Source organism: Amycolatopsis sp. NPDC058340, from assembly GCF_042723975.1.
Lineage (GTDB): Bacteria > Actinomycetota > Actinomycetes > Mycobacteriales > Pseudonocardiaceae > Amycolatopsis.
This window is the reverse complement of the sequence record NZ_JBHXIB010000019.1, coordinates 119,826-143,926: the sequence shown is the minus strand read 5'-3', so window position 1 is coordinate 143,926 and position 24,101 is coordinate 119,826. Positions and strand designations below refer to the sequence as shown.

Annotated in this window: 21 protein-coding genes; 12 read left to right on the top strand and 9 right to left on the bottom strand. The window is 68.8% G+C overall.

Translation table 11 applies throughout. From position 1 onward, the window contains the following. Positions 1–72: 72 nt before the first annotated feature. The 3 genes from ACFWIW_RS22280 to ACFWIW_RS22270 all read right to left on the bottom strand — a co-directional run bounded on the left by ACFWIW_RS22280 (position 73) and on the right by ACFWIW_RS22270 (position 5,392). Complete coding sequence (locus ACFWIW_RS22280; protein WP_378370190.1) at positions 73–1,479, bottom strand: LCP family protein; 1,407 nt, start codon at positions 1,477–1,479, stop codon at positions 73–75. A 378-nt stretch (positions 1,480–1,857) separates the two neighbouring features. Next, on the bottom strand, positions 1,858–4,020 hold the full coding sequence (locus ACFWIW_RS22275; protein WP_378370182.1) for a phospholipase A2: 2,163 nt from the start codon (positions 4,018–4,020) through the stop codon (positions 1,858–1,860). A 151-nt stretch (positions 4,021–4,171) separates the two neighbouring features. After that, complete coding sequence (locus ACFWIW_RS22270) at positions 4,172–5,392, bottom strand: GGDEF domain-containing protein (RefSeq protein WP_378370181.1); 1,221 nt, start codon at positions 5,390–5,392, stop codon at positions 4,172–4,174. A 66-nt stretch (positions 5,393–5,458) separates the two neighbouring features. Between ACFWIW_RS22270 and ACFWIW_RS22265 the strand changes: the two genes are divergently transcribed. Further along, positions 5,459–5,653 (top strand): hypothetical protein, encoded by a 195-nt coding sequence (locus ACFWIW_RS22265; protein WP_378370180.1) that lies wholly within the window; start codon positions 5,459–5,461, stop codon positions 5,651–5,653. Positions 5,654–6,000: 347 nt separating this feature from the next. On the opposite strand, the gene ACFWIW_RS22260 is transcribed toward ACFWIW_RS22265, so the two are convergent. Beyond that, entirely contained in the window at positions 6,001–7,215 is a 1,215-nt protein-coding gene (locus tag ACFWIW_RS22260) for an MFS transporter (protein ID WP_378370179.1), read from the bottom strand. Positions 7,216–7,586: 371 nt separating this feature from the next. On the opposite strand from ACFWIW_RS22260, the gene ACFWIW_RS22255 reads away from it, so the two are divergent. Next, positions 7,587–8,480: an SDR family NAD(P)-dependent oxidoreductase gene (locus ACFWIW_RS22255; RefSeq protein ID WP_378370178.1), complete on the top strand. Its 894-nt coding sequence runs from the start codon at positions 7,587–7,589 to the stop codon at positions 8,478–8,480. Between the two features lie 111 nt (positions 8,481–8,591). On the opposite strand, the gene ACFWIW_RS22250 is transcribed toward ACFWIW_RS22255, so the two are convergent. Together ACFWIW_RS22250 and ACFWIW_RS22245 are read right to left on the bottom strand one after the other, a co-directional pair. After that, positions 8,592–9,248, bottom strand: coding sequence for a maleylpyruvate isomerase N-terminal domain-containing protein (locus ACFWIW_RS22250; protein ID WP_378370177.1), 657 nt, complete (start codon positions 9,246–9,248; stop codon positions 8,592–8,594). 152 nt (positions 9,249–9,400) lie between these two features. After that, entirely contained in the window at positions 9,401–11,263 is a 1,863-nt protein-coding gene (locus ACFWIW_RS22245) for an AMP-dependent synthetase/ligase (RefSeq protein WP_378370176.1), read from the bottom strand. 154 nt (positions 11,264–11,417) lie between these two features. On the opposite strand from ACFWIW_RS22245, the gene ACFWIW_RS22240 reads away from it, so the two are divergent. From ACFWIW_RS22240 to ACFWIW_RS22215, 6 genes are all read left to right on the top strand, one after another. After that, positions 11,418–12,599: a kynureninase gene (locus ACFWIW_RS22240; RefSeq protein ID WP_378370175.1), complete on the top strand. Its 1,182-nt coding sequence runs from the start codon at positions 11,418–11,420 to the stop codon at positions 12,597–12,599. A 240-nt stretch (positions 12,600–12,839) separates the two neighbouring features. Beyond that, on the top strand, positions 12,840–13,190 hold the full coding sequence (locus tag ACFWIW_RS22235) for a hypothetical protein (protein ID WP_378370174.1): 351 nt from the start codon (positions 12,840–12,842) through the stop codon (positions 13,188–13,190). Between the two features lie 373 nt (positions 13,191–13,563). Further along, positions 13,564–16,074: a nitrate- and nitrite sensing domain-containing protein gene (locus tag ACFWIW_RS22230; RefSeq protein ID WP_378370173.1), complete on the top strand. Its 2,511-nt coding sequence runs from the start codon at positions 13,564–13,566 to the stop codon at positions 16,072–16,074. After that, entirely contained in the window at positions 16,075–16,485 is a 411-nt protein-coding gene (locus ACFWIW_RS22225; protein ID WP_016336740.1) for a roadblock/LC7 domain-containing protein, read from the top strand. Then, complete coding sequence (locus tag ACFWIW_RS22220; RefSeq protein ID WP_378370172.1) at positions 16,482–16,853, top strand: DUF742 domain-containing protein; 372 nt, start codon at positions 16,482–16,484, stop codon at positions 16,851–16,853. The genes ACFWIW_RS22225 and ACFWIW_RS22220 overlap by 4 nt, the downstream gene beginning before the upstream one ends. Further along, complete coding sequence (locus ACFWIW_RS22215) at positions 16,834–17,439, top strand: ATP/GTP-binding protein (protein ID WP_378370171.1); 606 nt, start codon at positions 16,834–16,836, stop codon at positions 17,437–17,439. Before ACFWIW_RS22220 ends, ACFWIW_RS22215 begins: the two co-directional genes overlap by 20 nt. Positions 17,440–17,502: 63 nt before the next feature. On the opposite strand, the gene ACFWIW_RS22210 is transcribed toward ACFWIW_RS22215, so the two are convergent. Next, positions 17,503–17,928: a DoxX family protein gene (locus tag ACFWIW_RS22210; protein ID WP_378370170.1), complete on the bottom strand. Its 426-nt coding sequence runs from the start codon at positions 17,926–17,928 to the stop codon at positions 17,503–17,505. Positions 17,929–18,112: 184 nt separating this feature from the next. Next, the gene (locus ACFWIW_RS22205; protein ID WP_378370169.1) at positions 18,113–18,550 is read right to left on the bottom strand and encodes a DoxX family protein; all 438 of its coding nucleotides are present in this window, start codon (positions 18,548–18,550) and stop codon (positions 18,113–18,115) included. Positions 18,551–18,691: 141 nt separating this feature from the next. Here ACFWIW_RS22205 and ACFWIW_RS22200 point away from each other — a divergent pair, with 141 nt between their 5' ends. Beyond that, positions 18,692–19,159, top strand: a complete 468-nt coding sequence (locus tag ACFWIW_RS22200; protein ID WP_378370168.1) for an NUDIX domain-containing protein — start codon at positions 18,692–18,694, stop codon at positions 19,157–19,159. Between the two features lie 256 nt (positions 19,160–19,415). Here ACFWIW_RS22200 and ACFWIW_RS22195 read toward each other — a convergent pair whose 3' ends face one another. Continuing rightward, on the bottom strand, positions 19,416–20,060 hold the full coding sequence (locus ACFWIW_RS22195) for an HAD-IA family hydrolase (protein WP_378370167.1): 645 nt from the start codon (positions 20,058–20,060) through the stop codon (positions 19,416–19,418). Positions 20,061–20,255: 195 nt separating this feature from the next. Between ACFWIW_RS22195 and ACFWIW_RS22190 the strand changes: the two genes are divergently transcribed. From ACFWIW_RS22190 to ACFWIW_RS22180, 3 genes are read left to right on the top strand one after another with little or no spacing between them, the layout of a single operon-like run. Further along, positions 20,256–21,794, top strand: coding sequence for a discoidin domain-containing protein (locus ACFWIW_RS22190; protein WP_378370189.1), 1,539 nt, complete (start codon positions 20,256–20,258; stop codon positions 21,792–21,794). Between the two features lie 60 nt (positions 21,795–21,854). Then, positions 21,855–23,099, top strand: coding sequence for an MFS transporter (locus tag ACFWIW_RS22185; RefSeq protein WP_378370166.1), 1,245 nt, complete (start codon positions 21,855–21,857; stop codon positions 23,097–23,099). Then, positions 23,096–24,079 (top strand): hypothetical protein, encoded by a 984-nt coding sequence (locus ACFWIW_RS22180; protein WP_378370165.1) that lies wholly within the window; start codon positions 23,096–23,098, stop codon positions 24,077–24,079. The genes ACFWIW_RS22185 and ACFWIW_RS22180 overlap by 4 nt, the downstream gene beginning before the upstream one ends. Positions 24,080–24,101: the final 22 nt, after the last annotated feature.

Sequence of the window (24,101 nt, the reverse complement as noted above, 5' to 3'; positions counted from 1 at the left end):
TTCGCAACCTTCAACGTCGCGAAAGTGGCTTTCGCGACACCTGGGCCCGGTGCCAGGAGGAGCCGCGCGGCGTCAGTTGACGCAGGGCACGCCTTCGGCGGTGATCGGCTTCTCGTCGGACTGCTCGGGCGGCGGCGCGGCGGCCGACGAACCCGCGGCGTTCTGCGACGAACCCGAGCCTTCGGCCCCGCTCGGCGCCTTGAAGTCCGAACCGAGGAAGACCATCACGTGCCCGGCCTCGACACTCTTGTCCTCTTGGACGGTCGGGCTGCCGCCGAGCGCGTCGGCGACCGCCTGGCCCGCCGCCTTCTCACCCTTGGCGACCCAGACCACCGTCTTCTTGCGCGCGCTCGCGGTGGCCGTGTCGCCCGCGGTGAAGCCCTTGTCGACGAGCGTCTTCAGCACCGACGAGGCCAGCCCGTCGCGGTTCGTGGAGTTGCGGACGTCGACCGTGGTCGCCTTGTTGGGCGATTCGGCGGGCGGCGCCTGCTGCTGTTCGCCGGGCTGCGGGCCCGCGAGCCCCTGGACGAAGCTCTTGACCTGCTTCGGGTCGACCTGGATGGCGACGCCGTCGTTCGGGGTCTTGTACTCGATGTTGACGATCGGGATCGTCCGGAATTCGAGCTGACCGCCGGTCAGGCTCTTCATCTGCTGCGCGAACCCGAAGACGTCCCAGTTCTGGTTGAGCACGACCGACTTCTTGATGGCCGTGATCAGGTCGTTGAGCTTGCCCGGGTTCGCGAGCGTGCCCGCCGACAGCACCTTCCGCGCCATCCCGGCCATGAACACCTGCTGCCGGACGACCCGGTCGAGGTCGCCGCGCGGCAGCCCGTGCCGCTGCCGGACGAAGCCGAGCGCCTCGACCCCGGAGATGGTGTGCGGGCCCTTGGTGAACTTCGCGCCGGAGAACTGGTCGTTGACGTCGTTGTTGAGGCAGACGTCGACCCCGCCGATGGCCTGCGTGATCTCGCTGAAGCCCAGCAGGTTGATGGCGGCGTAGTTGTCGATGGTCGATCCGGTCAGCTGCTCGACCGTTTTGATCAGGGTCTTCGCGCCGGCCTCGTTGGCCTTCTGGTCGAGTTCCTTCGGGTCGGAGACGCCGTCTTCCTGCAGCTTCTTGCGCTCGTCGAGCATCGCGCGGGCGTAGGCGGAGTTGATCTTGTGCTTGCCGTAGCCGCCGGGGATGTCGACGTAGGAGTCACGCGGGAGCGAGATCGCGACGGCCTTGGAGCCGTCGTTCGGGATGTGCACGAAGATCAGCGAGTCGGTGTTCAGTTCGCCGTCGGCCTGCCCGGCGCGCAGCTGGGCCAGCACTTCCTTCGACAGCGGGTTGCCCTGCGCGTCCGTGCGGCTGTCGAGGCCGACGAGCAGGATGTCCCGGGCGCCGTCGGCGGGTTTCTCGCCTTCGTCCGCGCCGATACCGACGTTCGCGAAGGTCAGGCCGTCCATCGCGGCCCACGCGTAGCCGGTCAGGCCCATCACCAGCAGCGACACGAGGCCGAGGGCGATCTTGGGGCCGCGGAACGACTTGCGTCGCGGGGCCGGGCGCCGGGGCGGCTGACCCGCGGACTGCCGGGCAGGCGCCGGGCGGGCACCACGAGGCGGGGCCGGGCGGGAAGGAACGCGTCCGGGCGCGTCCTGCCTAGGCCGGGCGGGACGTCGATCCCCATGCCCATTCCGAGGCGGGTACTCCACGCGGTCTGCTCCTTCTGTTCGTTACCGGTTCGACGGTCTCTTCAAGGGACGCATGGTGCCTGTTGCGGGTTGTCGCAGGATTACACATCCCCCCGAAGATGTGGCACGCACCACCGGTTTCCTCTCAAGGGTACGGAAATCGCCTGGTCAGCGCCGTGCGGTTCAGGGAAGGACACGCCGGGCGGCGCGGGCGGGGACCAGGGTGGCGGCCGCCGCGAGCATCGCGACGACGATCGTCGCGACCGGAAGCGCGACGGAAGCGGCGCTCACTCGCTCGCCTTCGAGAGCGGTCATCAAGGGCGGCGCGCAGGCGACCGCGCAGACCAGCCAGGTCCCGGTCATCCGGCTCGTGCCGGTGCGCACGGTGTGCAGCAGGTACACCCCGAGCAGCAGGTTGACCAGGCTCTGAACCGGCCCGAAGCGGATCCCGAGCAGGTCGGCGTCGGCGGAGGCACCGCCGAACCGGGTCAGCGCGAACCCGAACACGCCGAGCATCGCGTACGCCATCCCGACCGTCGCCGCCGCGCGGCAGAACACCATGGCGCGCAGGCCCGGTTCGTCGACCGTCCGCTGTTGCGGTCCCGAATGGCGTTCGAACCACCAGAAGACGAGCACGGCCGGCACGGCCAGCAGGGCAAGCGCGAGCAACACCCTCGGGCGAGCCAGCCAGCTGAGCCCGTCCACGAACGGCCCCGGCAGGTAGACGACCGCCACGAGCAGCAGCATCGCGGACAGGAAGCCGAGGTACAGGCTCATCGGGGCGCGCAGGACGAGACGCGCGGCCGCGGCGATCGCCGGACGTCCGCCGAGGCGGGCCAGCGGCCGGGCGAGCAGGCCGAGGAGCGCGAGCTGCACCAGGCCGAGCAGGAGCACACCCCACGGCGGACCCGACAACGCGGCCGGGGCGCCGGGACCGCCGAGCAGCATCGGTCCTTCGCCGCGGACGACGACCGTGAGGCCGAGCCCGGCGGCGCCGGTGAACGCAGTCGCCACGAGGACGCCGCGCGGCAGGCGGGCACCGGAGGCGTGGGCGAACGCCAGCTGCTGGACGAACAGGGCGAGGAACAGTGTCTCCGCGTAGCGAGGGACGGCCGAGCCGGACCACTGCGCGGCCACTTCGCTCGCCAAGGTCAGGGCCAGCAGCCCGGCGACGGATGCGGCCCGAGTCCGGTGATAGAGCGCCAGCAGCGCCGGTGCGAGGACGACGGTCAGCAGGAAGACGCCGAGCAGCCACAGCGGGTGAAGCGCGATCCGCATGACCGTGGCGTTCGTGCCCGTCGGGATCCCCAGCACCTCCAGCGCGAGGGGGACGACCAGCGCGACCACGGCGAAGATCAGCGCCGGGCGCAGCAGCGGGCTCGCCCGGTCGGCGAGGTACTGCGGGTAGCGGCCGCCGCTCGCGCGGATCGACCGCCAGCCTGCTTCGTTGATCCGGCCGACCGAGAAGAAGATGAGCGGGCAGAGCTGGGCCAGCCAGGTGAACGGCCACAACGACCGCTCCGGCGCCCCCGCCCAGTGCGCGAGCGCGACGGCGGATTCGCCGAGCATCATGAGCACGACCCCGGCGACCCCGAGCAACGCCCATCGGCCGACCGGGACGACCGGCCGCGGTTCGCGGGGGAGCGTGACGGCGGTCCGGCGGGTGCGGACCCAGCCGCGGAGGCGGAACACCAGCAGCGCGCCGATCACCAGCACGCCGGCGATCATCGGGCCGAGCGGGTCGCCGACCGGCGGCCCCCAGCGCTGATGCCAGGAGTTGAGCACGAGTCCGGCGGTGTAGAGGGAGGCGACGACGTCGCAGGTGCCGCGCGAGTCCATCGGGTTGAGGACGCAGGCGTTGTGCATGTCGGCGGAGAGCCGGTCGTCGAGCGAGGCCCTCGCCTCCTGGCCGAGCGGATGCCCCTTGCGCTCGGCGTAGCGGAGGATGTCGTAGCCCAGGTCATGGGCCTTGCAGGGGACCGCGTAGTCCCATTTGGTGTTGTCGTCGCCCCAGGGCGCCGAGCATCCGCCGTCGGTGTGGACGGCGCGCATGGTGCCGTCCCGCGCGGTCATCACTCCAGGGGTGATCCCGCTGACCGCGGTGAAGTCGGCGGGCAGTTCGGCGATCGCGTTCTCGACCGGGCCCGGCCGCACCAGCGCGTCGACCGCGTTCTGCGCGGCGAGGATGTCACCCGTCGGTGGTCCCTGGTCCGGCGGCGATGCGGGCCGTGACGCGATCAGCCCGAAACCGAACACCAGCACGGTGACCAGCAGTAACCAGCCCGAAGTCGACCATGGCCGCCGGATCCGGGCAGGACGAGCGGCGGCGTCGGCTGTCGCTGGCATGGCGTCAAGGGTGCCATCCGCCGATCAAGGCCGACATCCGGATAACCCCCGGGTTTCGCCCGGAAGGGTGACCTGGGGCTGAAGGACGCTTTCACCGCATGCGACGCGGTGAAGGCTCCTTTCGTCGCATGTGACGCGGTGAAGGACGCTTTCAGCCCTCGACGGCGGGCGGGGGAGCGGGCCGGTCGACGTCCTGGGCGAAGCGCACCTGGTTCCGGCCGTTCTCCTTGGCCACGTAGACGGCGGCGTCGGACGAGTGCAGGAGTTCCTCCAGTGATTCACCGTGACGAGGGAACAGTGCCGCCCCGATCGAGGTAGTACGACCCGAGATGGTCACCCGGCTGCCCCTTTTGTCGGTAGTCACTATATGCAGTTCGGCGATAGCGCTGCGCACTCGTTCGGCGGCGAGTTTGGCCGCCGTTTCGTCGATATCCGGCAGGAGTACGAGGAATTCCTCGCCGCCGAACCGGCCGATGACGTCGGCGGGCCGGGTGACCTCGTCCAATTTCCGCGCCACATCACGGAGGACGTCGTCGCCCGCCGGGTGTCCATATGTGTCGTTAATCCACTTGAAGTGGTCGAGATCAATCATCAGGAGTGCCAGGTTGTCGTCCGATCGGGCAGTCCTTCCGAGTGCCCGTTCGGCCGACTCCGACCATCCGCGCATGTTGAGAACACCGGTTTTCGGGTCCGTGCGCGCGTCGTTTTGCAGTTGGTCGATCTCGGCGAGGCGATTGAACACCACCGTCACCACGGCCATCACGATCACCATCGGTGGCATGATCAACAGCAGCACCGCGGTGACCGCGCCGAGGCCGATCGTGATGGCCTCCAGCAGGTTGTCCGCCGCGTTGCCGAGCACGGTGGACATCGGCGGCCGCTTCGGCGAGCCGATCGCGAGGATGCCGCCGATGTAGGCGATCTGCACCGCTTCGAAGACCATCCCGGTGACGATCAGGACACCGAACTCGCCGAGGGTGTCCCAGCCGGAAATCCGACCCCATTCATGCGGTCCGAACGCGGCGAAGGTGAGCGACGCCAGTGTCACCGAAACGCCGTGGGTGACCGACGAGAACACGAAGTTGTGCGCGGGCCGCCGGGCGATGAACCAATGCTGGATCCGGACGATCGCGATGATGGAAAGCGTCAGCGAAAGCGGCAGGATGACCGCGGCCGGAAATGTCCATACCGCGGTGAGGTCGATCAGGACGGTACGGCTTCGATCGCGGCGCCTTTCCTCCTGTCGCTGAGTGAGCTGAATATGCGCCGTGGCGCCGACGGCGAGAATGGCGAAACGAACCCAGTCGATTCTTCCCGGATTCGTCGAATTCATCGTCGCGACGACCATGATCGCGATTCCGATGACCTCCATCGCGAAAAGGAACACGATGAACCGCTTCGGCCGCTGCCACAGCGCCCACGCCCTGGGATCGTAGGGATGGCGCTCCGGAGGGCCGGCCTGGTCACCTTCCGGGCTTGCCCGCCCGCGTTCGGTCACCGGTACACCGCTGTCCGCGGCGGCCGTCGCCGTTGCGTCGTCAAGGTCGCCGGTGCCGTCACCGTGCTGGCGACGGTCGCCGGTCTCGGCTGGCAATTGCTACCTCTTTTCCGCCCGGACGGCACGGCTGAGTAATCTCACCGGTACCGACTGATACACCGTTCGTATTCCACGGCCGGTATCATCCCATCGCAACAGTTGTCCGACAGCGGCAAGGGTGCCCGCGAACACGGACCGGAGGTGGCAATCGTGTCCCGTGATTTCTGATCTTGGCGGCTGAATGTTTTTCGAGACGCGTCGCGGAAGGGGTGACGGATAGTGTCCAGTCGTGACTTCTGAGCCCGGACAAGGTATTAGTTCGCAGCAACGAGGAGGCCGGGAGGTGTCGGACAGTGTCGAGCCGTGACTTCTGATCGAGAGTCGTTTCTTTTCACCGAGGTGTCGAAGGTCCGAGCGTGGAAGCAGTGTCCCGTGTGGATTCCTCATGACAGCAACGGTTCCGGGCTGGATCCGTTGATATGCCCCCAGCTGAGCGCGACCAGTACGGCCAGCAGCAGGCCGACCACGCCTGCCAGCGCGATGGCCGAGGTCGCCGACCCGAGCCGCTCGGCGGCGAGCCCGCCGAGTCCCGCCCCTATTCCTTGAGCCACCCGCAATCCCGTGCGGTACACCCCACCCGCACCGCCCCGTAGTTCGTTCGGGACCCAGGTGATGAACGTGGCGCTCACCGTGATCAGGTACGCCCCCGCGGCACCCGCCGCCGCCAACAGGAGCAACGCCGGAATCAGCCCCGGCTGGAGCGCGAAGGCGATCAGGGCGACCATCGGTAGTGCCGCCAGCACGCCGAGCAGCTTCCGCCGTTGTTCCGCCGAGACGAACCTGGACAGCAGGAACGCCCCGATCACGAACCCCAGCGGATCGGCGGCCAGCAGCCAGCCGACGGCCTGTTTCCCCACGCCCATCTCCGCGGCGAGCGGCGCGGCCAGGCCTTCGGGGATGACGGCGAGACCGACCAGCCACGAGAACCAGATCAGCACGCGCAGGTGACGGTTGCCGAAGACCTGCTTCACCGCGCCGAACCAGCTGCCGTTGCCGTCGGACGCCGCCGCCCGCCGGGAGACGGAGAAGCGGACCACTGCCGCGCTCAGCAGGAACGTCGCGGCGTCCAGCGCCAGCGCCCAGCTCACCCCGACCTGCGATACCAGCAGGCCGCCGCCCGCCAGGCCGAGCAGCATCGCGGTGTTGGTCGAGATGCCCCGGATGTCCTGGCTCTTGAGATAGAGGTCGTCGTCGGTGAACACCTCGCGGGTGAGCGCGTTCTGCGCCGCGTTGCCTGGCGCGTTCACGAGCCGCGCCAGCACCACCAGCCCGCACAACACGGCGAGCGGGGTGCCCGGGATCGCCATGATCGCGATCAGCACGCCCTGGATCAGGGACGAGACGACGAGGACGGTGCGTCGCGGGTAGCGGTCGGCCAGCTGGGAGAGGCCGAGACCGCCGGCCAGCGCGGGCAGGAAGGTCAGGGAGTAGACCACCGCGGAGAGCAACGCGGAGCCTGTCCGGTCGTAGACGAGGATCGCCAGCGCGACGATGGTGAGCTGGTCCCCGATGAGGGACTGCACCTCGGCGAGCCAGAGTGCGCGGAACTCGCGGTTCGCCAGGGCGGCGGTCATCCGCGGCGCCGCGTTCATCTTCACTGCGTGACCACCTCCCCCCGATCGGGTGAACTTACTTCCCTCGCATTCTTGCCTGCCGTGTTACGTGGTCAGCGAGGGAGTCACAGTTGCCGTCCCGCCGGACAACGTTCAGTATGCCTCCGGCTACAGGGAGACGAACAGAAGACGCCCCGATCCTTCGCCTGTTGGGCCGATCGGGCTACGCCGTCTGACCGGTGGGTGACGCCGGCCTGACTCGCCCGCGGGTATCTGCGCGCCGATCGCCTTGCCCTCGCTCGGCGCAGCCGGGCCGCCGTTCGCCGCCGCCGTCGTTCCGGCTGGGCCGAATGGGCCAACACTGAGTAGAGACCGGCCTGGAGGTGGAGGCCGGCTGGGTCAAAGGGGTGAAGGCGATGAACGGTTTGCTCGATGACAAGGCCGTCGTCGTGACCGGGGCGGGACGGGGCCTCGGTGAGGCGTTCGCGGTGCACGTCGCGAGGGCGGGCGGGGCCGTCGTGGTCAACGACATCGACGCCGGATTGGCCGAACGGACGACGGAGAACATCCGCCGGTTCGGCGGCAGGGCGGTCGCCAGCGGGCACAGTGTCGCCGATCCGAAGCAGGCGCAGGAGATCGTCGACCTCTGCCTCGCGGAGTTCGGCGCGATCGACGGACTGGTCAACAACGCGGGCCTCAACTACGAGGCGCTGCCGTGGGAGGACGACGTCGAGCAGGCCAGGGAACTGGTCGAGGTGAACGTCCTCGGCGTCATGTACACCGGGCTCGCCGCGATCAAGGCGATGGTTTCGCGGGGCACCCCCGGCTCGATCGTCAACATCTCGTCCGGGGCGTCGCTCGGGCAGCGCAAGCTCGGCGTGTACGCCGCCAGCAAGGGCGCGGTCGCTTCACTGACCTACTCCTGGGCGCTGGACCTGGAGGAGAGCGGGATCCGGGTGAACGCGGTCTGCCCGCTCGCGCACACCCGGATGGTGTGGAAATCCGAACGGTCGCTGCGGGCCTGCCCGCCGGACCGGACGCCGTCGCGGATCGCGCCGGTCGTGCTGTTCCTGCTCGGCTCCGGATCCGACGGGATCACCGGGCAGATGATCCGCTGCAACGGGCCGCAGCTGCACGTCATGGGCCAGCCGTTCCTCAAGCAGCCCATCCTCGAACGGCCGGTGTGGGACACCGAGACCGTGCAGCGCGCCTTCGACGAGGTCTTCAGCGCGCACCTGGAGAACTACGGCCTCGAAAAGCGTGTGCCACCCCGGCTGCGCAAGTGGACGGAGTCGACCCGGACCGCCTGACTCACGTGATCAGACGGACGACACGCGTGATCAGGTGGACGACACGCGTGATCGGGCGTGCCGTCCGTCCGATCACGTGAGTCGTCCATCCGATCACGCGTGTCGTCCGGTTCAGCCGATCACGAAAGGGAGTTTCGCGGCCAGGTCGCCGAGTGCGGCCTTCTCGGCGCCGGTCGGCTGACGGCGGCCGGTGCCGACCAGCAGCGCGTCGGTGTCGGAGAACGACGCCGGGAACGTCTCCCCGATGCGCCGCTCCATGATCCGCCGTGTCTCGGCGAGCGCGTCGGCGGCGGGGCCGTCGAGATGCGGGAGATGCGCGACCAGGTCGAGGTGGTGCAGCGTCCACTCCAGGACGTACGCGGAGAGGAAGTCGCCCGCCGTCAGGACGATGTCGCGGGTGGCGACCCTGGCCGCCGGGTCGGCGAGGCCGGCGGCCCGGCCCGCGGCGGAACCGACGTCGTCGAGGTGGAACTTGAGCAGCCGCGGTTCCTGGTACGCGGCGGCGAGCCGCACGATCAGCGCGTCGAGGTCGTCCTCACCGGTGGGCGGCTTCTCGGAGACCTCCCAGTAGGTGACCTCGTCGCGCGTCGGTTCCGTGTCGGCGGGGGTGGCGAGCGTGATCAGCACGTCCTGGGCGTCGATCACCAGGTGACACACCAGATCCCGCACCAGCCAGCCGGCGCAACCGGACGGCTTGCCGAAGTCTTCGTCGGGGGTTTCGGCGACGGCGGCGAGCAGCGCCGCCCAAGATCGGGAAAAGAGATCCACGGCGGCAAGTTAGCAGCGGTCGCCGACCGGTCGCGACTCCTTTCGTCCCGCGCTCGAAGCCGTAACTCGCGTGATTGAAGCCGGAACTCGTGAGTTACGGCTCCAGACACACGAGTTACGGCTCCAATCACGCGTGATCCGGGTTCCGTGCGTCAGGAGCCGGCGGCCGGGGCGGGTTCGGGGGCGGCCGCGTACAGGTCCGCGATGGTCGGCGCGTACCGGTCGTTGATGATCCGCCGTTTCAGCTTCAAAGTCGGCGTGACTTCGCCGGTTTCCGGTGTCCACGCCTTGGGGATCACGTGATACCGCTTGATCTGCTCGATCCTGGCCAGCCGCGCGTTCGCCGCCTCGACGGCCTTCTCGATCTCCGCGCGGACCTCCGCGTTGTCGGCGAGCGATTCGCCCTCGGCGAGCTGGATGCCGTTCGCGGTCGCCCAGCCCGGCGCGATCTCGTCGTCGACGACGATCAGCGCCGTGACGTACGGCCGTTTCTCGCCGATCGCGACGGCCTGCCCGATCAGCGGGTGTTCCTTGAGCAGTCCTTCGATCTTCGTCGGCGCGATGTTCTTGCCGCTCGAGGTGATGATCAGTTCCTTCTTGCGGTCGGTGATCGTGACGAAACCGCGTTCGTCGATCGTCCCGATGTCGCCGGTGGCGAGCCAGCCGTCGGCGTCGACGTCCGGTTTGATCGAGCCGTCCGCCTGCAGGTAGCCGAGGAACACGATCGCGCCGCGGACGAGGAGTTCGCCGTCTTCGGCGACCTTCACCTCGATACCTTCCAGCGGACGGCCGACCGAGCCCGCCTTGAACGCCGACGGCGTGTTGGACGTGACCGCGCCGGTGGTCTCGGACAGCCCCCAGACCTCCTGGATCTCGACGCCCAGCCCGGCGATGAAGTACAGGATCTCCACCGGAAGCGCGGCGGCGCCGCTGGAGGCGACCTCGATCTGGTCGAGGCCCAGCATCGCCCGCACCGGCGCGAGCGCGGCCGCGTCGGTCTGCGCGATCTTCTCCGCCAGCTCCGGTGGCACCTCCTTGCCGTCACTGCGCAGTTTGTAGCCCTGCTGCAGCAGTTCGTTCGCGCCGAGAAGACCGTTCCGCTTCTCCTCCGGCAGCGAGCCGAGCAGGTTCTTCAGGCCCGCCACCATCTTTTCCCACACGCGCGGGACACCGAAGAAGCTCTTCGGGTGCACTTGGCCCAGCGCGCCGACGACACCCGTCGGGTCGCCGACGGTGTGCACGTGCCCGGCCCACACGATCGGCATGTAGATCGACAGCTCCCGTTCGGCGATATGCGCGAGCGGCAGATACGCGATGTTCGTGGCGTGCATCGGGGAGTCGTGCAGTTTCTGGACGGCGACGGCCTGATAGATCGCGTTGCGGTGCGACAGCACGACACCCTTGGGGTCGCCGGTGGTGCCGGAGGTGTAGATCATCGACAGCGGGTCGTCCGGGGTGATCGCGGACCACGCCGTCTCGAACGCCTCCGGGTCGGCCGCATGGGCTTCGGCGCCCGCCGCGCGGAGATCGGCGAAGGACAGGAAACGCTTGTCGTCCGGAGGGATCACGGACGCGTCGAGCAGGACGACGTGCCTCAGGGCGGGCAGGTCGTCGAGCACCTGGGACCAGCGGGCGAGTTCGTCGGCACCGGCGAGGACGACGACGCCGGCAGCGCTGTGCCGGGCGACGAAGCCGATCTGCTCCGGGCTGAGCGTCGCGTACGCGGTGCACGGGATCGCGCCGAGATGGGCGGCGGCGAGATCGGCGATCAGGTGTTCGGGACTGCTCGGCGCCATGATCAGCATCCGGTCGCGGACGCCGAGCCCGAGCCCGGCGAGCCCGCGGGACACCTCCGCGATGGCGGTGCGGAATTCGGCCCAGGTCAGGGTCGGCTTGCCCTCGATGTCGAGTGACGTCACCGCCGGCAGGTCACCGAACTCCTGGGCGTTGCGGTGAAGCAGGGCGGGGATGGTCTGGCCTTCGATCTGCTCGGCGACGGTCGGCTGGGTGGTCAACGCTGGCCTCCTCGATGCTGCCTGATCAGGCACACTGTAAGGGCTGTCGGCAGTGCTGGATAGAGAATCGCGGCCACGGTTGCGCTACGCGAAATGTCCACCTTTTCCGTTTTCACCGCGTCAGTCATGGACTTCTCGAACACTCTCGCCGACGATGGTGGCCGTGACTGACCTCGTAGCGGAGGCCGCGGCGCTGGACGCGGCCGATCCCTTGGCGCACAAGCGAAACGAATTCGACCTCGACGCTTCCGTCGCCTATTTCGACGGCAATTCGCTGGGCGCCCCGCCGAAGCATGTGGCAGAACGCGTCGCCGCGGTCGTCCGCGAGCAATGGGGCGGCCGGCTCATCCGGTCCTGGTCGGAAGGCTGGTGGGAGGCGCCGGTGCGGGTCGGCGAGCGGATCGCGCCGCTGGTGGGCGCCGCGCCGGGTCAGGTCGTCGTGGCGGATTCGACGAGTGTGAACCTCTTCAAGGCGCTGGTCGCCGCCACCCGGCTCCGGCCCGGCCGCGACGAGATCCTCGTCGACGCCGACACCTTCCCGACCGACGGTTACATCGCCGACGAGGCCGCCCGGCTGACCGGGCGCACGGTGCGCCGGGTCGCCGCCGAGGACATGCCGGCCCAGGTGGGCGAGCGGACGGCCGTCGCGCTGATCAACCACGTCGACTACGTCACCGGGCGCGCCCACGACATGCCCGCGCTGACCGCGGCTCTGCACCGTGCCGGGGCGCTGGCGCTCTGGGACCTCTGCCACAGCGTCGGCGCGCTGCCCGTCGAGCTGGACGCGGCGGGCGTGGATCTCGCCGTCGGCTGCACTTACAAGTTCCTCAACGGTGGCCCCGGCTCGCCCGCTTTCCTTTACGTGGCGGCGAAATGGCTGGACCGGTTCGAGCAGCCGCTGGTGGGCTGGGCAGGCGACCGCGACCCGTTCGCGATGCGGGGCGCGTACGAGGCGCACGCGGGTATCGCGCGCGGCCGCGCGGGCACACCCGACATCCTTTCGCTGCTCGCGCTCGACGCAGCCCTCGACGTCTGGGACGGCGTCGATCGCGGACCGCTGCGGGAGAAGGGCCTCGCGCTCGGCGACTTCTTCTTCCGGTGTGCGGACGAGCTCCTCGACGGCGCGACGATCCCGACCCCGCGCGGCCGGGACCGCGGGCACCAGATCTCGGTGCTCGACGACGACGCGGCCAAGACGATGGCGGCCTTGATCGACCGCGGGGTGATCGGGGACTTCCGCCCGCCCAACGTGCTGAGGTTCGGGCTCGCGCCGCTGTACACCACCTACGGCGAGGTGCTCCGCGCCGTCACGACGCTTCGGGAGCTTCGAAGCTGAACGAGATGACACTGGCGGTGGCGAAAATGGTGAACCGCATTCGGAAATGGGTGGCAAATAGGTGATCGCCTCGCCCCGGCGGGGGAGATCCGGGGATTCTTCGCGAATTCGCTGTTAGGCTCGACATTCGCTCTCGCCGCGAGTGTGACATAGATCCTTCCCCTGTGGCGTAAGGGAAACCCGCGCCGCCCGTCTCACCGGCGATGGCGCGGGCCACGGCGCCTGGAGAAGGAGGGGATCGTGTCGTTCGCCTATGTCGTCGTCGCCGTGTTCGGTGTCGCCTCCGGTTTTCTGCTCAACGAATTCGGCTCCCGGTACCCGGTGGAGACGGTTCTCGTCGCGATCCTCATCTGCGGGGTGGCGACCCTGTGCTGGGCGGGTGTCCGGATGCTGCGGGACGCGTCCGGGCGGGTCGAGGAGCTCCTCGACGACGAACTCGGCCGCGCCAGGGAAGATCATTTCGCCGATTCCTCGGTGATAAGCGCCGGCAATTCTCGATTCCGTGGCGCGAAGGGTGTGACGACGGCGTTCCTCCGCGGCGATGTCGTTCGCAAACCGAACGGTATGTGGAGCCCTGGTCCGAAAGCGTGAGCGACGTCACGGCGAGTAGTTTTCGTCGGCTTTTCCGTCGGGACGAGGAGCCCGCGAGGGGTGACTTGATCGAGTCCGAAGAGTGTCGATCAAGCCGCTGCCTGCGCTAAACCGCCAGGTGACCTACTGGTCGGTCACTTGGCCGGGTGCCCTGTCCCACGTGGTGGACTTTCCTGGTCCGGCCGCCTCGTGTCAGCAGGTCACGGCCATACGCGACTACCCTTCGCGTCTGGACTTGACTCACCCGTTTGGGTCTCCTAGCGTCTTCGCGGGCGGAGCGGACCACGCTGTGTTGATCCGGCTATCGGATCCCGCGGGTATGAGATCCCCGGCGACCCGACACCAAAAACTGCCGGAAGGAAAACGGACCACGGTGAAGCAGATTTCCCTTCGACGAGGCCGCGGCTCTTCGATTCGTTCGCGCGTTCTGACGATCGCGCTCATTCCGAGCATCGCGCTGATGCTGGTCGGTCTCGCGATCGGCGGGTACCTGATCTTCGACGCGGTCAATGGTCGTGACTACGCGCAGCGGATCCGTGACTCGGAAGCCCCTTCTCTCCCCTTCTTCGTCCAAGTACAGGAAGAGCGGCGCCTGGCGCTGCGCGAACTCGCCGGCGACCGGTCGCAGCACGCCACGCTCACCGAGCAGCGCGCCAAGACCGACGCCGCCGCCCAGGGCGTCGCCGCGCATCTGCAGAAGTTCGTCGGGGACTCGCCCGACAGCGTGCAGCGCAACATCGCCACGCTGAACGGGCTCCTCCAGAAGATGCCGCAGATCCGGCAGTCGGCCGACTCCGGCCAGCTTCCGCTGCTGGACGCCTTCACCTTCTACAACCAGATCCTCGACCAGTTCGTCGACGGTCTCACCGGGCTGGCCCAGGACGCGCCGAACGCCGAGAACGCGTACCAGCGGATCACGGCGGTCCCGCTGTTCACCGCGATCGACCAGATGCAGCGTGCGAACGCCCTCGCCGCCGCGGCCGTCGCGGGCGGCGGGTTCACCGACGAGACCTACCGCGCGTACGTCACGGAGGTCGGTTCCTACCGCTCGCAGCTGGAGTCGTCGGTCTCCCGGATGCTCCCGGACGTCAAGGCGAAGTTCGACCAGCTCGTCGCGAGTGATCCGTGGAAGGCCGTCAACACGGTCGAGAACACCTTCCTGCAGAACAGCAAGGCCACGCTCCCCATCCCCGAGCAGACGTGGCTGCAGGCCGCGCGCGGCGTCAGCGACGCGATGATGCGCGGCTTCGTCGAGCAGAGTGGTACGGCCACGACGCAGGCGGTCGACGACGCCGACCGGACGCTGATCACGTCGGCCATCGCCGCGGCCATCGCGCTGCTGGTGGCGATCGGCGTGTTCGTCGTCGCCCTGCGGCTGTCCAACCGGCTCATCGGACGGCTGGCGCGGCTGCGCGAGGACACCCTCGACGTCGCCGAGATCCGGCTGCCGGAACTGGTCGACCGGGTGCGGGCGGGCGAACCCGTCGACCTCGACGACAAGGGCCACTTCCTCGACCACGGCGACGACGAGATCGGCCAGGTCGCCGAGGCCTTCAACAAGGCGCAGCAGACCGCCATCGCGGCCGCCGTCGAAGAGGCAAGGACCCGTGAGGGCACCAAGACGGTGTTCCTCAACATCGCGCACCGCAGCCAGGTCATCGTGCACCGCCAGCTCAAGGTGCTCGACCAGGCCGAGCGCAAACAGGAGGACCCGGAGCAGCTGGACACGCTCTTCCAGCTGGACCACCTCTCCACGCGTGCCCGCCGCAACGCGGAGAACCTGATCATCCTCGGCGGCGGCCAGCCCGGCCGTCAGTGGCGCAAGCCGGTGACGCTCGCCGAGCTGACCCGCGGTGCCTCGGCCGAGACCGAGGACTTCGCCAGGGTGAAGACGGCGAAGATGCCCGCGATGGCGGTGCAGGGCCCGGTCGTCGGCGACCTCGTGCACCTGCTCGCGGAGCTGATCGACAACGCGACCTCGTTCTCGCCGCCGCAGTCGCGCGTCGAGCTGCGGGGCAACGTGGTCGGCAAGGGTGTCGTGATCGAGGTCGAGGACCAGGGTCTCGGTATCGAGCCCGAGCAGGCCGCCGAGCTGAACGCGATGTTGGCCGATCCGCCGGACTTCGGCATCATGGCCTTGTCAGCCGAGCCACGGCTGGGCCTGTTCGTGGTCGCGCGCCTCGCCGCTCGGCACGGGATCTCCGTGCACCTGCGCGAATCCGCGTACGGCGGCACCAGGGCCATCGTGCTCGTCCGCACCGACCTGCTCGCGCCGGTCCCGTCTGATCAGCCGGAGGACGAGGTGGACCCCGAGAGCACCGAGGTGCCGGAGGCCGCGCCGCTGCTTCCGGGCCGTCGTGCCCGCCACCGCACCGAGATCCCGGCGGAACGGCCCGAACTCCCGGTGCCGATGCCGGTCGCGCCGCAGCCCCCGCAGCCCCAGCCGCAGCAGGGTCCGGAGCAGCCCGGCGGCGCGTTGCCGCCGCTGCCCCCGCGCCCGCCGCGGGTGCCCCGGCCGGAGACGCCGCGGCCCGAGCCGATCCGCCCAGAGCCCGTGCGCGCCGAGGGACGTCCGCAGCCGGTGCAGCCGCCGGCCTGGCCGCCCGCCGACACCCGGCCGCAGGACGGCCGTCCGCCGCAGACCCGGCGGCCCGGCCCCGAGGCGCCCGGCAGGCCACCGCTGCCGCAGCGCCGCCGTCAGGCGAACCTGGTCCCCCAGCTGATGGAGGACCGGCCCGCCGCCCAGCGCGAGGAGGTCCGCGAGGACACCCCCGAGCTGGCGAGGAACCGGCTCGCCGCGTTCCAGCAGGGCACGCGCCGCGCGCGGGACACCGAACCCACCGACGATTACACCGACCTCGACATGTACGGAGATCGTGACTAGATGGCCAACGCGGGAGTCAGTGAACTCGACTGGTTGCTGGATGACCTGGTCAAGCGTGTCGCCGGTGCCGACAGGGCGGTAGTCCTGTCCTCCGACGGCCTGCTCATCGGACGGTCCGGGAACCTGTCGGAACAGGACGGCGAGCACCTGTCCGCGGTCGCGTCGGCGTTCCAGAGCCTCGCGCGGGGCACGGGACGGCACTTCGGCGGCGGCAACGTCCGCCAGACCATGGTCGAGATGGACCACGCCTTCCTGTTCGTCACCGCGGCGGGCCGCGGTGCTTGCCTCGCGCTGCTGGCGAAGGAGGACGCGGACATGGGCCTCGTAGCCTACGAGATGAACCTGATGGTCAAGCGGGTCGGCGCGGTGCTCACCTCGGCGCCCCGCGCCGCGACTCCCACGTCGCCATGAGCGGGCGGCACGAGTCGTGGTTCGAGGAGGAGGCCGGGCCGCTGGTCCGGTCGTACGCCGTCACGGGCGGGCGCACCCGCTCGGACACGCTCGGCCTCGACCTGATCACCCTGGTGGTCGCCATGCGGTCCTCGCAGGAGGTCGCGGGCTTCGAGCCGGAGTACGGGCGGATCCTCAACCTGTGCCAGAGACCGACGTCCGTCGCGGAGGTCGCCGCGCGTATCGATCTGCCGCTGCCGGTGGTGAAGGTGCTGCTGAGCGACCTCATCGAACAGAACCTCGTGCTGTTCCGCACCGCGACCCCGGTCACCGACACCCCCAACAAACACGTACTCCAGGCGGTTCTTGATGGCATCCGGAAACTCTGAGCCCCGGCGATCCTTGACCGCGAACGCGGTCAAGGTCCTCGTCGCCGGCGGGTTCGGGGTCGGTAAGACCACGATGGTCGGTTCGGTCAGCGAGGTTCCCCCGCTGCGCACCGAGGAGGTCATCACCGCGGCGTCCGAGGGCGTCGACGACCTCACCGGTGTCGAGAAGAAGACGACCACCACGGTGGCCCTCGACTTCGGCCGCATCACCATCAACCCCGAGCTGATCCTGTACCTGTTCGGCACGCCCGGCCAGGACCGGTTCTGGTTCATGTGGGACGAGCTGGCCGAAGGCGCGCTCGGCGCCGTCGTGCTGGCCGACACCCGGCGGCTCGACAGCTGCTTCGCGGCCGTGGACTTCTTCGAGCGCCGCGGGCTGCCGTTCGTCGTCGCCGTCAACTGCTTCGACAACGCCTACCGCTACGGCACCGAAGAGGTCCGGCAGGCGCTCGACGTCGGTATGGACGTCCCGCTGCTGCTGTGCGACGCGCGGGAACGCGAGTCGACGAAGCAGGTGCTGACCGTGCTGATGGAGCACGTGCTGGCGCTTTCGGACCTTGCCGCAGGCCTGCCACAGGGCCGCTGAGAGTTTGTCCGTGAAGGCCTCCTTGAGGGACCCAGAGTCCCTCAAGGAGGCCTTCACGGACTTTCAGGACTTGCGGCGGCGGCGCAAGGTGTCGAGCGCGTAGGTGCCCGGTCCCACCACCGCGAACAGCAGGAAGATCCACGAGTACAGCGCGGCCGTCTCGCCCTTGTTCTGCAACGGCAGCAGCGCGTCGGGCTGGTGCACGACGAAGTACGCGTACGCCATCGTGCCCGAAAGCAGCACCGCGACCGGGCGGGTGAACAGACCCACCAGGACGAGCAGCGAACCGACCGTTTCGATCACCCCGGCGTACCAGCCCGGCCAGGTGCCCACCGGCACGGCGGCCTTGTCGAAGAAGCCCATCTTCTGCAGACCGTGGCAGAGGAAGAGGAACGAGACGACAACGCGGACGGCGGAGAGGGCCAGTCCTTGCCACTTGGGGGCGGTCGGACCCACCTCGGTGCTCGTGGCGGCGGTTGTCTGGGTCATGACACATCCTTCCGGCTCAAGGTGGTCTAAACCAGTGATGTGCTAGAGGATGCCGGACAACCCTATCGGCAGGGAACTTTCTTTCGGGGGGTAATTCGATGGTATGTCCGAATTTAACCGCGAGGAAACGCGAATAGGCCCCTTTCCTGGATTCATTCCAGGAAAGGGGCCTCGTGATTCCCATTCAGCGGCGGCGGCGCAGGGTGTCGAGGGCGTAGGTGCCCGGGCCGATCGCGGCGATCAGCAGGAAGATCCAGCAGTAGAGGGTCGACAGCTCGCCCATGTTCTGCAGCGGCAGCAGGCCTTCCGGCGCGTGCACGGTGAAGTAGGCGTAGGCCATGACGCCGGAGAGGAGTACCGCGACCGGCCGGGTGAACAGGCCGACCAGCACGAACGCGGCGCCGACGAGCTCGATCACGCTGCCGTACCAGCCGGGCCAGGAGCCGAGCTCGACCGAACCGCCCGCGCCGTCGACGCCACCGAAGAAGCCGAATCCCTGCAAACCGTGGCAGAGGAAGAGGAACGAGACGACGATCCGGACGGCGGACTGGATCGCGCCCTGCGCCTTCGCGGCACGCGGGGTGGTGGCGGTGGTCTTGGCGGGGGTGATGGTCTGCGTCATGGTTCCGGTCCTTCCGGGAGTGTCTGTCGGGCGGCTTCTGACAACGCGTCGGACGGGCACGACGCGATTCGACATCCGGGCGGAAACTTTTTTCGCGGGCCGGTCACATCACCCGGTCGGAGTAAGGCCAGACTGGACGGCATGGCGGGTAAGACGAGTGCCGGGATCCTGCTCTTCCGCAGGTCGGGCGAGGTGACCGAGGTGCTTCTCGGGCATATGGGCGGGCCGTTCTGGGCGAAGAAGGACGCGGGCGGCTGGTCGGTGCCCAAGGGCGAGTACGAGCCGGACGAGACGCCGGAGGCCGCGGCTCGGCGCGAGTTCCGGGAGGAGCTGGGGCTGCCGGCGCCGGAGGGGGAGTACCTCCCGCTCGGTGAGGTGAAGCAGTCCGGCGGCAAGGTCGTGACGGTCTGGGCGGTGGAGGGCGACCTCGACCCGGCTCAGGTCGTGCCGGGCGTCTTCGAGATGGAGTGGCCGCCGCGGTCGGGCCGGACGCAGGAGTTCCCGGAGGTCGACAGGGTCGCCTGGTTCGGGCTGGCCGAAGCCGGGGAGAAACTGCTCAAGGGGCAGCGCCCGTTCCTCGCCCGGCTTGGCGAGCTGCTCGACGGCTGAGCAGCTGTGGGCTGGGGACACTCAACGTCCCGAATCCTCCACACTCGACCGCGCCGCTCCAACCCGAACCGCCACTCGCGACCACCCTTGTGCGGGCTGGTCGTTTCGCGTGATCAGCCGGACGGCACGTGTGAGCCGATGGACGACTCGCGTGACTGGTTGGACGACACGGCGAGTCGTCCCGCTGATCACGCGTGTCGTCCCTCTGATCACGTGTGTCGTCCCTCGGCGCACGGCGGTAGGTGCCTAGCGCTGCTCAACGGCTGAGCAGTTCGCCGAGTGGTTTGTCGGCGAGTGAGCCCAGCACGAGGTCGGCGTGGTCGAAGTTCAGCACCGCGGTGATCGCGTTCGGCACCGCGACGCACTCGAGCCCGGCGGCCTTCGCCGCGGTGACACCGTGCGGTGAATCCTCGAACGCGATCGCCTCGGCCGCGGGCAGGTCCAGCGCGGCGAGCGCGGCCAGGTACAGGTCCGGGCTCGGCTTCGCCTCGTGGAGGTCGCCGGTGAGCACGGCCTCGAACGCGTCCGCGAGACCGAGCCGCTTCAGGTGCGTGGTGACCCAGTCGCCGGTCGAGCTGGACGCGATGGCCAGCCGCAGGCCCAGCTCCTTCGCGTCCGCGAGGTACTCCTCGACGCCTGGCCGCGGCCCCACGGTCTCCAGCAGTTCGGTGACCCTGGCGCGGACACCGGTGCGGACGGCGACCCGGTCGAGGTTCTCGTCGTTCTTCTCCAGCAGCTCGAACATCGCGACGGCGGTGTTCTGGGTGCCGATCACGGTGTGCCAGACGTCGAGGGGGAGTTCGCCGCCGCGGGCACGGAAGGTCTCCTGCCAGGCCACGAGGACGGCCGCTTCGGTGTCGACCAGCGTCCCGTCGAAGTCGAAGATCAATGCGCCGGTCATGGGACGAGTCTACGTCTTGACTCACTGAGTGGTACGGATTACCGTACGCATTCGTTAGGAAACTTACCAAACGAACAGTGTATCCGAAGTGAACGCCGCGCACCCGTCCCTCTCAACCCGCCGCCACGGATTCCCGGGGAGATCGATGTGAAGGCCCGAACCCGACTACTGCCACTAGGCGCGGCAGCCATCCTGTTGCCGACGCTGCTCAGCGGTAACGCGCAAGCCGCTGATGTCCTTTTGTCCCAAGGAAAACCCGTCCTCGTCTCCTCGGTGGAGTCGTCATCCTACGGTGGACCGCTCGCCGTCGACGGCAAGACGAGCACCCGCTGGGCGAGCGCGGAAGGCGTGGACCCGCAGTTCATCCGCGTCGACCTCGGCGGCCCGTCGGCCATCAACCGGGTCAAGCTGAACTGGGAAGCCGCGTACGCCACCGCGTATCGCCTCGAAGTCTCCAACGACGGCTCGGCGTGGACCTCGATCAAATCCGTCACCAACGGCAACGGCGGGACCGACGATCTCACCGGGCTGTCCGGCCGCGGCCGGTACCTGCGCCTCGTCGGCACCAAACGCGCCACCAGCTACGGCTACTCCCTTTGGGAGATGCAGATTTACGGCACGTCCGACTCCTCCGGGGACACGCAGGCGCCCACCGCGCCGTCGAATCTCAAGGCCGGTTCGGTCACGGCGTCCACTGTGGACTTGACGTGGACCGGTTCGACGGACAACGTCGGCGTCAGCGGCTACGAGGTGCTGCGCAACGGCCAGGTCGTCGGCACTACAGAAAGCGCTTCCTATACCGACAGCGGGCTGAGCGCGTCGACCGCGTACACCTACACCGTCCGGGCGAAGGACGCCGCCGGCAACACCTCGGCGGCCAGCAACCAGATCCAGGCGACCACGCAGGCGGGCGGTTCGTCGTTCGTCCTCGCCGCTTCCGGCGACATCGCCGAACAGTGCACCGCTTCCTCGTCTTCGTGTGTCCACCCGAAGACGGCCGCGCTGGTCGGCCAGATGAACCCGGCCGCGGTGATCACCATGGGCGACAACCAGTACGACGACGCCCACATCGAGGACTTCACGAAGTACTTCGACAAGACCTGGGGCAAGTACAAGAGCATCATGCACCCGGTCCCCGGCAACCACGAGACCTACGACCACACCCCGCTGGGCGCCTACAAGCAGTACTTCGGCAAGATCGCGACGCCGAACGGGAAGACCTACTACAGCTGGGAAATGGGCAACTGGCATTTCGTCGCCATCGACAGCACGGAGTTCTCGCCCGGCCTCGCCGCGAACGCGATCAGCGACGAGCAGCTGAACTGGATCAAGCAGGACCTCAAGAGCAACACCAAACCCTGCGTCGCCGCGTACTACCACCACCCGCGCTACACCTCGGGCGACCACGGCGACAACGACAAGATGGCCACGCTCTGGGAGACCCTCGTCCAGAACAAGGTCGACCTGGTGCTCAACGGACACGACCACCACTACGAGCGCTTCCACCCGCAGAACGCCGACGGTGACAAGGATCCCGCGGGTCCGGTGCAGATCATCGGCGGTGGCGGCGGGGCGACCCTGTACCCGGTCAAAACCGAACACCCGGCGACCGCGAAGGCGATCTCGACCTACGGCGTGCTCAAGCTGAACATGTCGGACAACGCCTTCTCCACCCAGTTGATCGGGCTCGACGGCAAGACGATCGACTCCTCTCCCACCTACACCTGCCACTGATTCCCGTGAGGAGGTGTCGCGTCGCGCCGCGGCACCTCCTTCCGGCGCTGGAGGTCTCCCATGTACATAGCCACCAGTAGGGGAGCGGACGCCGCGGCGGAGGTCCCGAAGAGCGGCGTCAAACGGGCCGTCACCGGGAATGTCGTCGCGCTCGGCCTGGTCAGCCTCGTCACCGACATCTCGTCGGAGATGGTGACCGCGGTCCTGCCGCTCTACCTCGTCCTCGGTCTCGGCCTGAGCCCGCTGCAGTTCGGTGTGCTCGACGGGCTCTACTCCGGTGTCACGGCCGTCGTCCGGCTCGTCGGCGGCCATCTCGCGGACCGTTGGCAGAAACTCAAGGCGGTCGCCTGCTTCGGTTACGGGCTCTCGGCACTGGGCAAGATCGGCCTGATGCTGGCGGGTTCGTCCACCGTCGCGATCGGCGCCGTGCTCGCGGCCGACCGCACCGGCAAAGGCGTCCGGACCGCCCCGCGCGACGCGCTGATCACCTTGAGCAGCGATCCCGAACATCTCGGCCGCGCGTTCGGCGTGCACCGCGCGATGGACACCTTCGGCGCGTTCCTCGGCCCGCTGGTCGCGATGGCCGTGCTGTGGCTCAGCCTGGGCAGCTACGACTCGGTGTTCTTCACGAGCTTCTGCATCGCCGCGATCGGCGTGATCATCCTGGTGGTGCTGGTGAAGGACCACCAGCCGAAACCGAGGGCCGAACGGGCCAAGGTCTCCTTGCGGGAGACCGCGGGCCTGATCCGGCAGGCGTCGTTCCGGCGGATCTGCGTGTGGGCGGCGCTGCTGGGCCTGGTCACCCTCAGCGACTCGTTCCTCTACCTCGTGCTGCAGCGCCGCTGGGAACTCGGCGCGGTCTTCTTTCCCTTGCTGCCACTGGGAACCGCGGGCGTGTACCTGCTGCTCGCCGTTCCGTTCGGCAGGCTTTCGGACCGGATCGGCCGCTGGAAGGTGTTCCTCGGCGGGCACGTCGCGCTGGTCGTCGCGCTGCTGGCGCTGCTCGGCCCGGTGGACGGCGGCATCCTCGCGGTGCTGGCGCTCGTGCTGCACGGTGTCTTCTACGCGGCCACCGACGGTGTCCTGATGGCCGCCGCCGGACCGCTGCTGCCCGAACACCAGCGGGCGAGCGGGCTGGCGCTGGTGCAGACCGGGCAGGCGACGACGCGAATGCTCGCGTCCGTCCTTTTCGGACTCGCCTGGACCACCTGGGATCTGCACGCCGCGGTCCTGGTCGCCGCGGGCGCGCTGGCCGTGGTGGTCGTGGCGGCCGCCGTCCTCCGTCCATTGCGGACCTACGCGTGAGGGCGCGGATCCTGGGCGTGGTGGCGGCGGTCGTCGTCCTGATCGCGGCGGCCGTCGGCTACGGCGTCCTCTCCCGGGACCGCGGGCCCGCGGTCAACGCGGTCGCCGTCGTCACCGGGCAGCCGGTTTCGGTGCAGGCCAAGGGACAACTGTTGTTCCGCAACACCGCCGAAGGCCCGGACTTCGGCCATCTCGCCACCGTCCCGGCCGATCGTCCCGGCGAACCCCGGAAGGTGTCCGGCCTCAGCTGCGACCGGTTCGCCGCTTCGGCCGGGACGGCGCTGTGCCTTGCCGCGCAGCCCGGGGTGCTGCCGCCGATGACCGACGTCATCGTGCTGGACAAGGACCTCAAGGAGATCCGCCGGATCGAACTGCCCGGCACCCCCAGCCGCGGCCGGGTCTCGCCGGACGGGAAGCTCGCCTACTGGACGCTGTTCGTCAACGGGGATTCCTATGCGGAGACCGGGTTTTCGACGCGGGCCGGGATCTTCAACCTGACGACCGGGAAGCTGATGAAGAGCATCGAGGAGATGGGGCTGCTGCTCGACGGCAAGCCGTACTACTCGTCCGACGTGAACTACTGGGGGATCACCTTCGCCCCCGACGGCAAGAAGTTCTACGCGACCGTGGGGACGAAGGGGAAGACGTACCTGGTCGAGGCGGACTACGAGAAGCTCGTCGCGAGGATGATCCGGGAGAACGTCGAATGCCCGTCGCTCTCGCCGGACGCGAAGCGGATCGCCTTCAAGAAGAAGGTCTCCGCCGATCTCGCGGCGCCGTGGCGGCTGGCCGTCCTCGACCTGGCCTCCGGCAAGGAGACCCTGCTGGCCGAGACGCGGAGCGTGGACGACCAGGCGGCCTGGCTCGACGACCGGACCGTGGCGTACGGCGTGGACTCGGCGGTCTGGTCGGTTCCCGCGGACGGGAGCGGGGCGCCCCGGGAGCTGGTCCAGCAGGGTAGTTCGCCTGCGGGCGTGTAGTGGGTCTCGTGAGTGGCAAGGA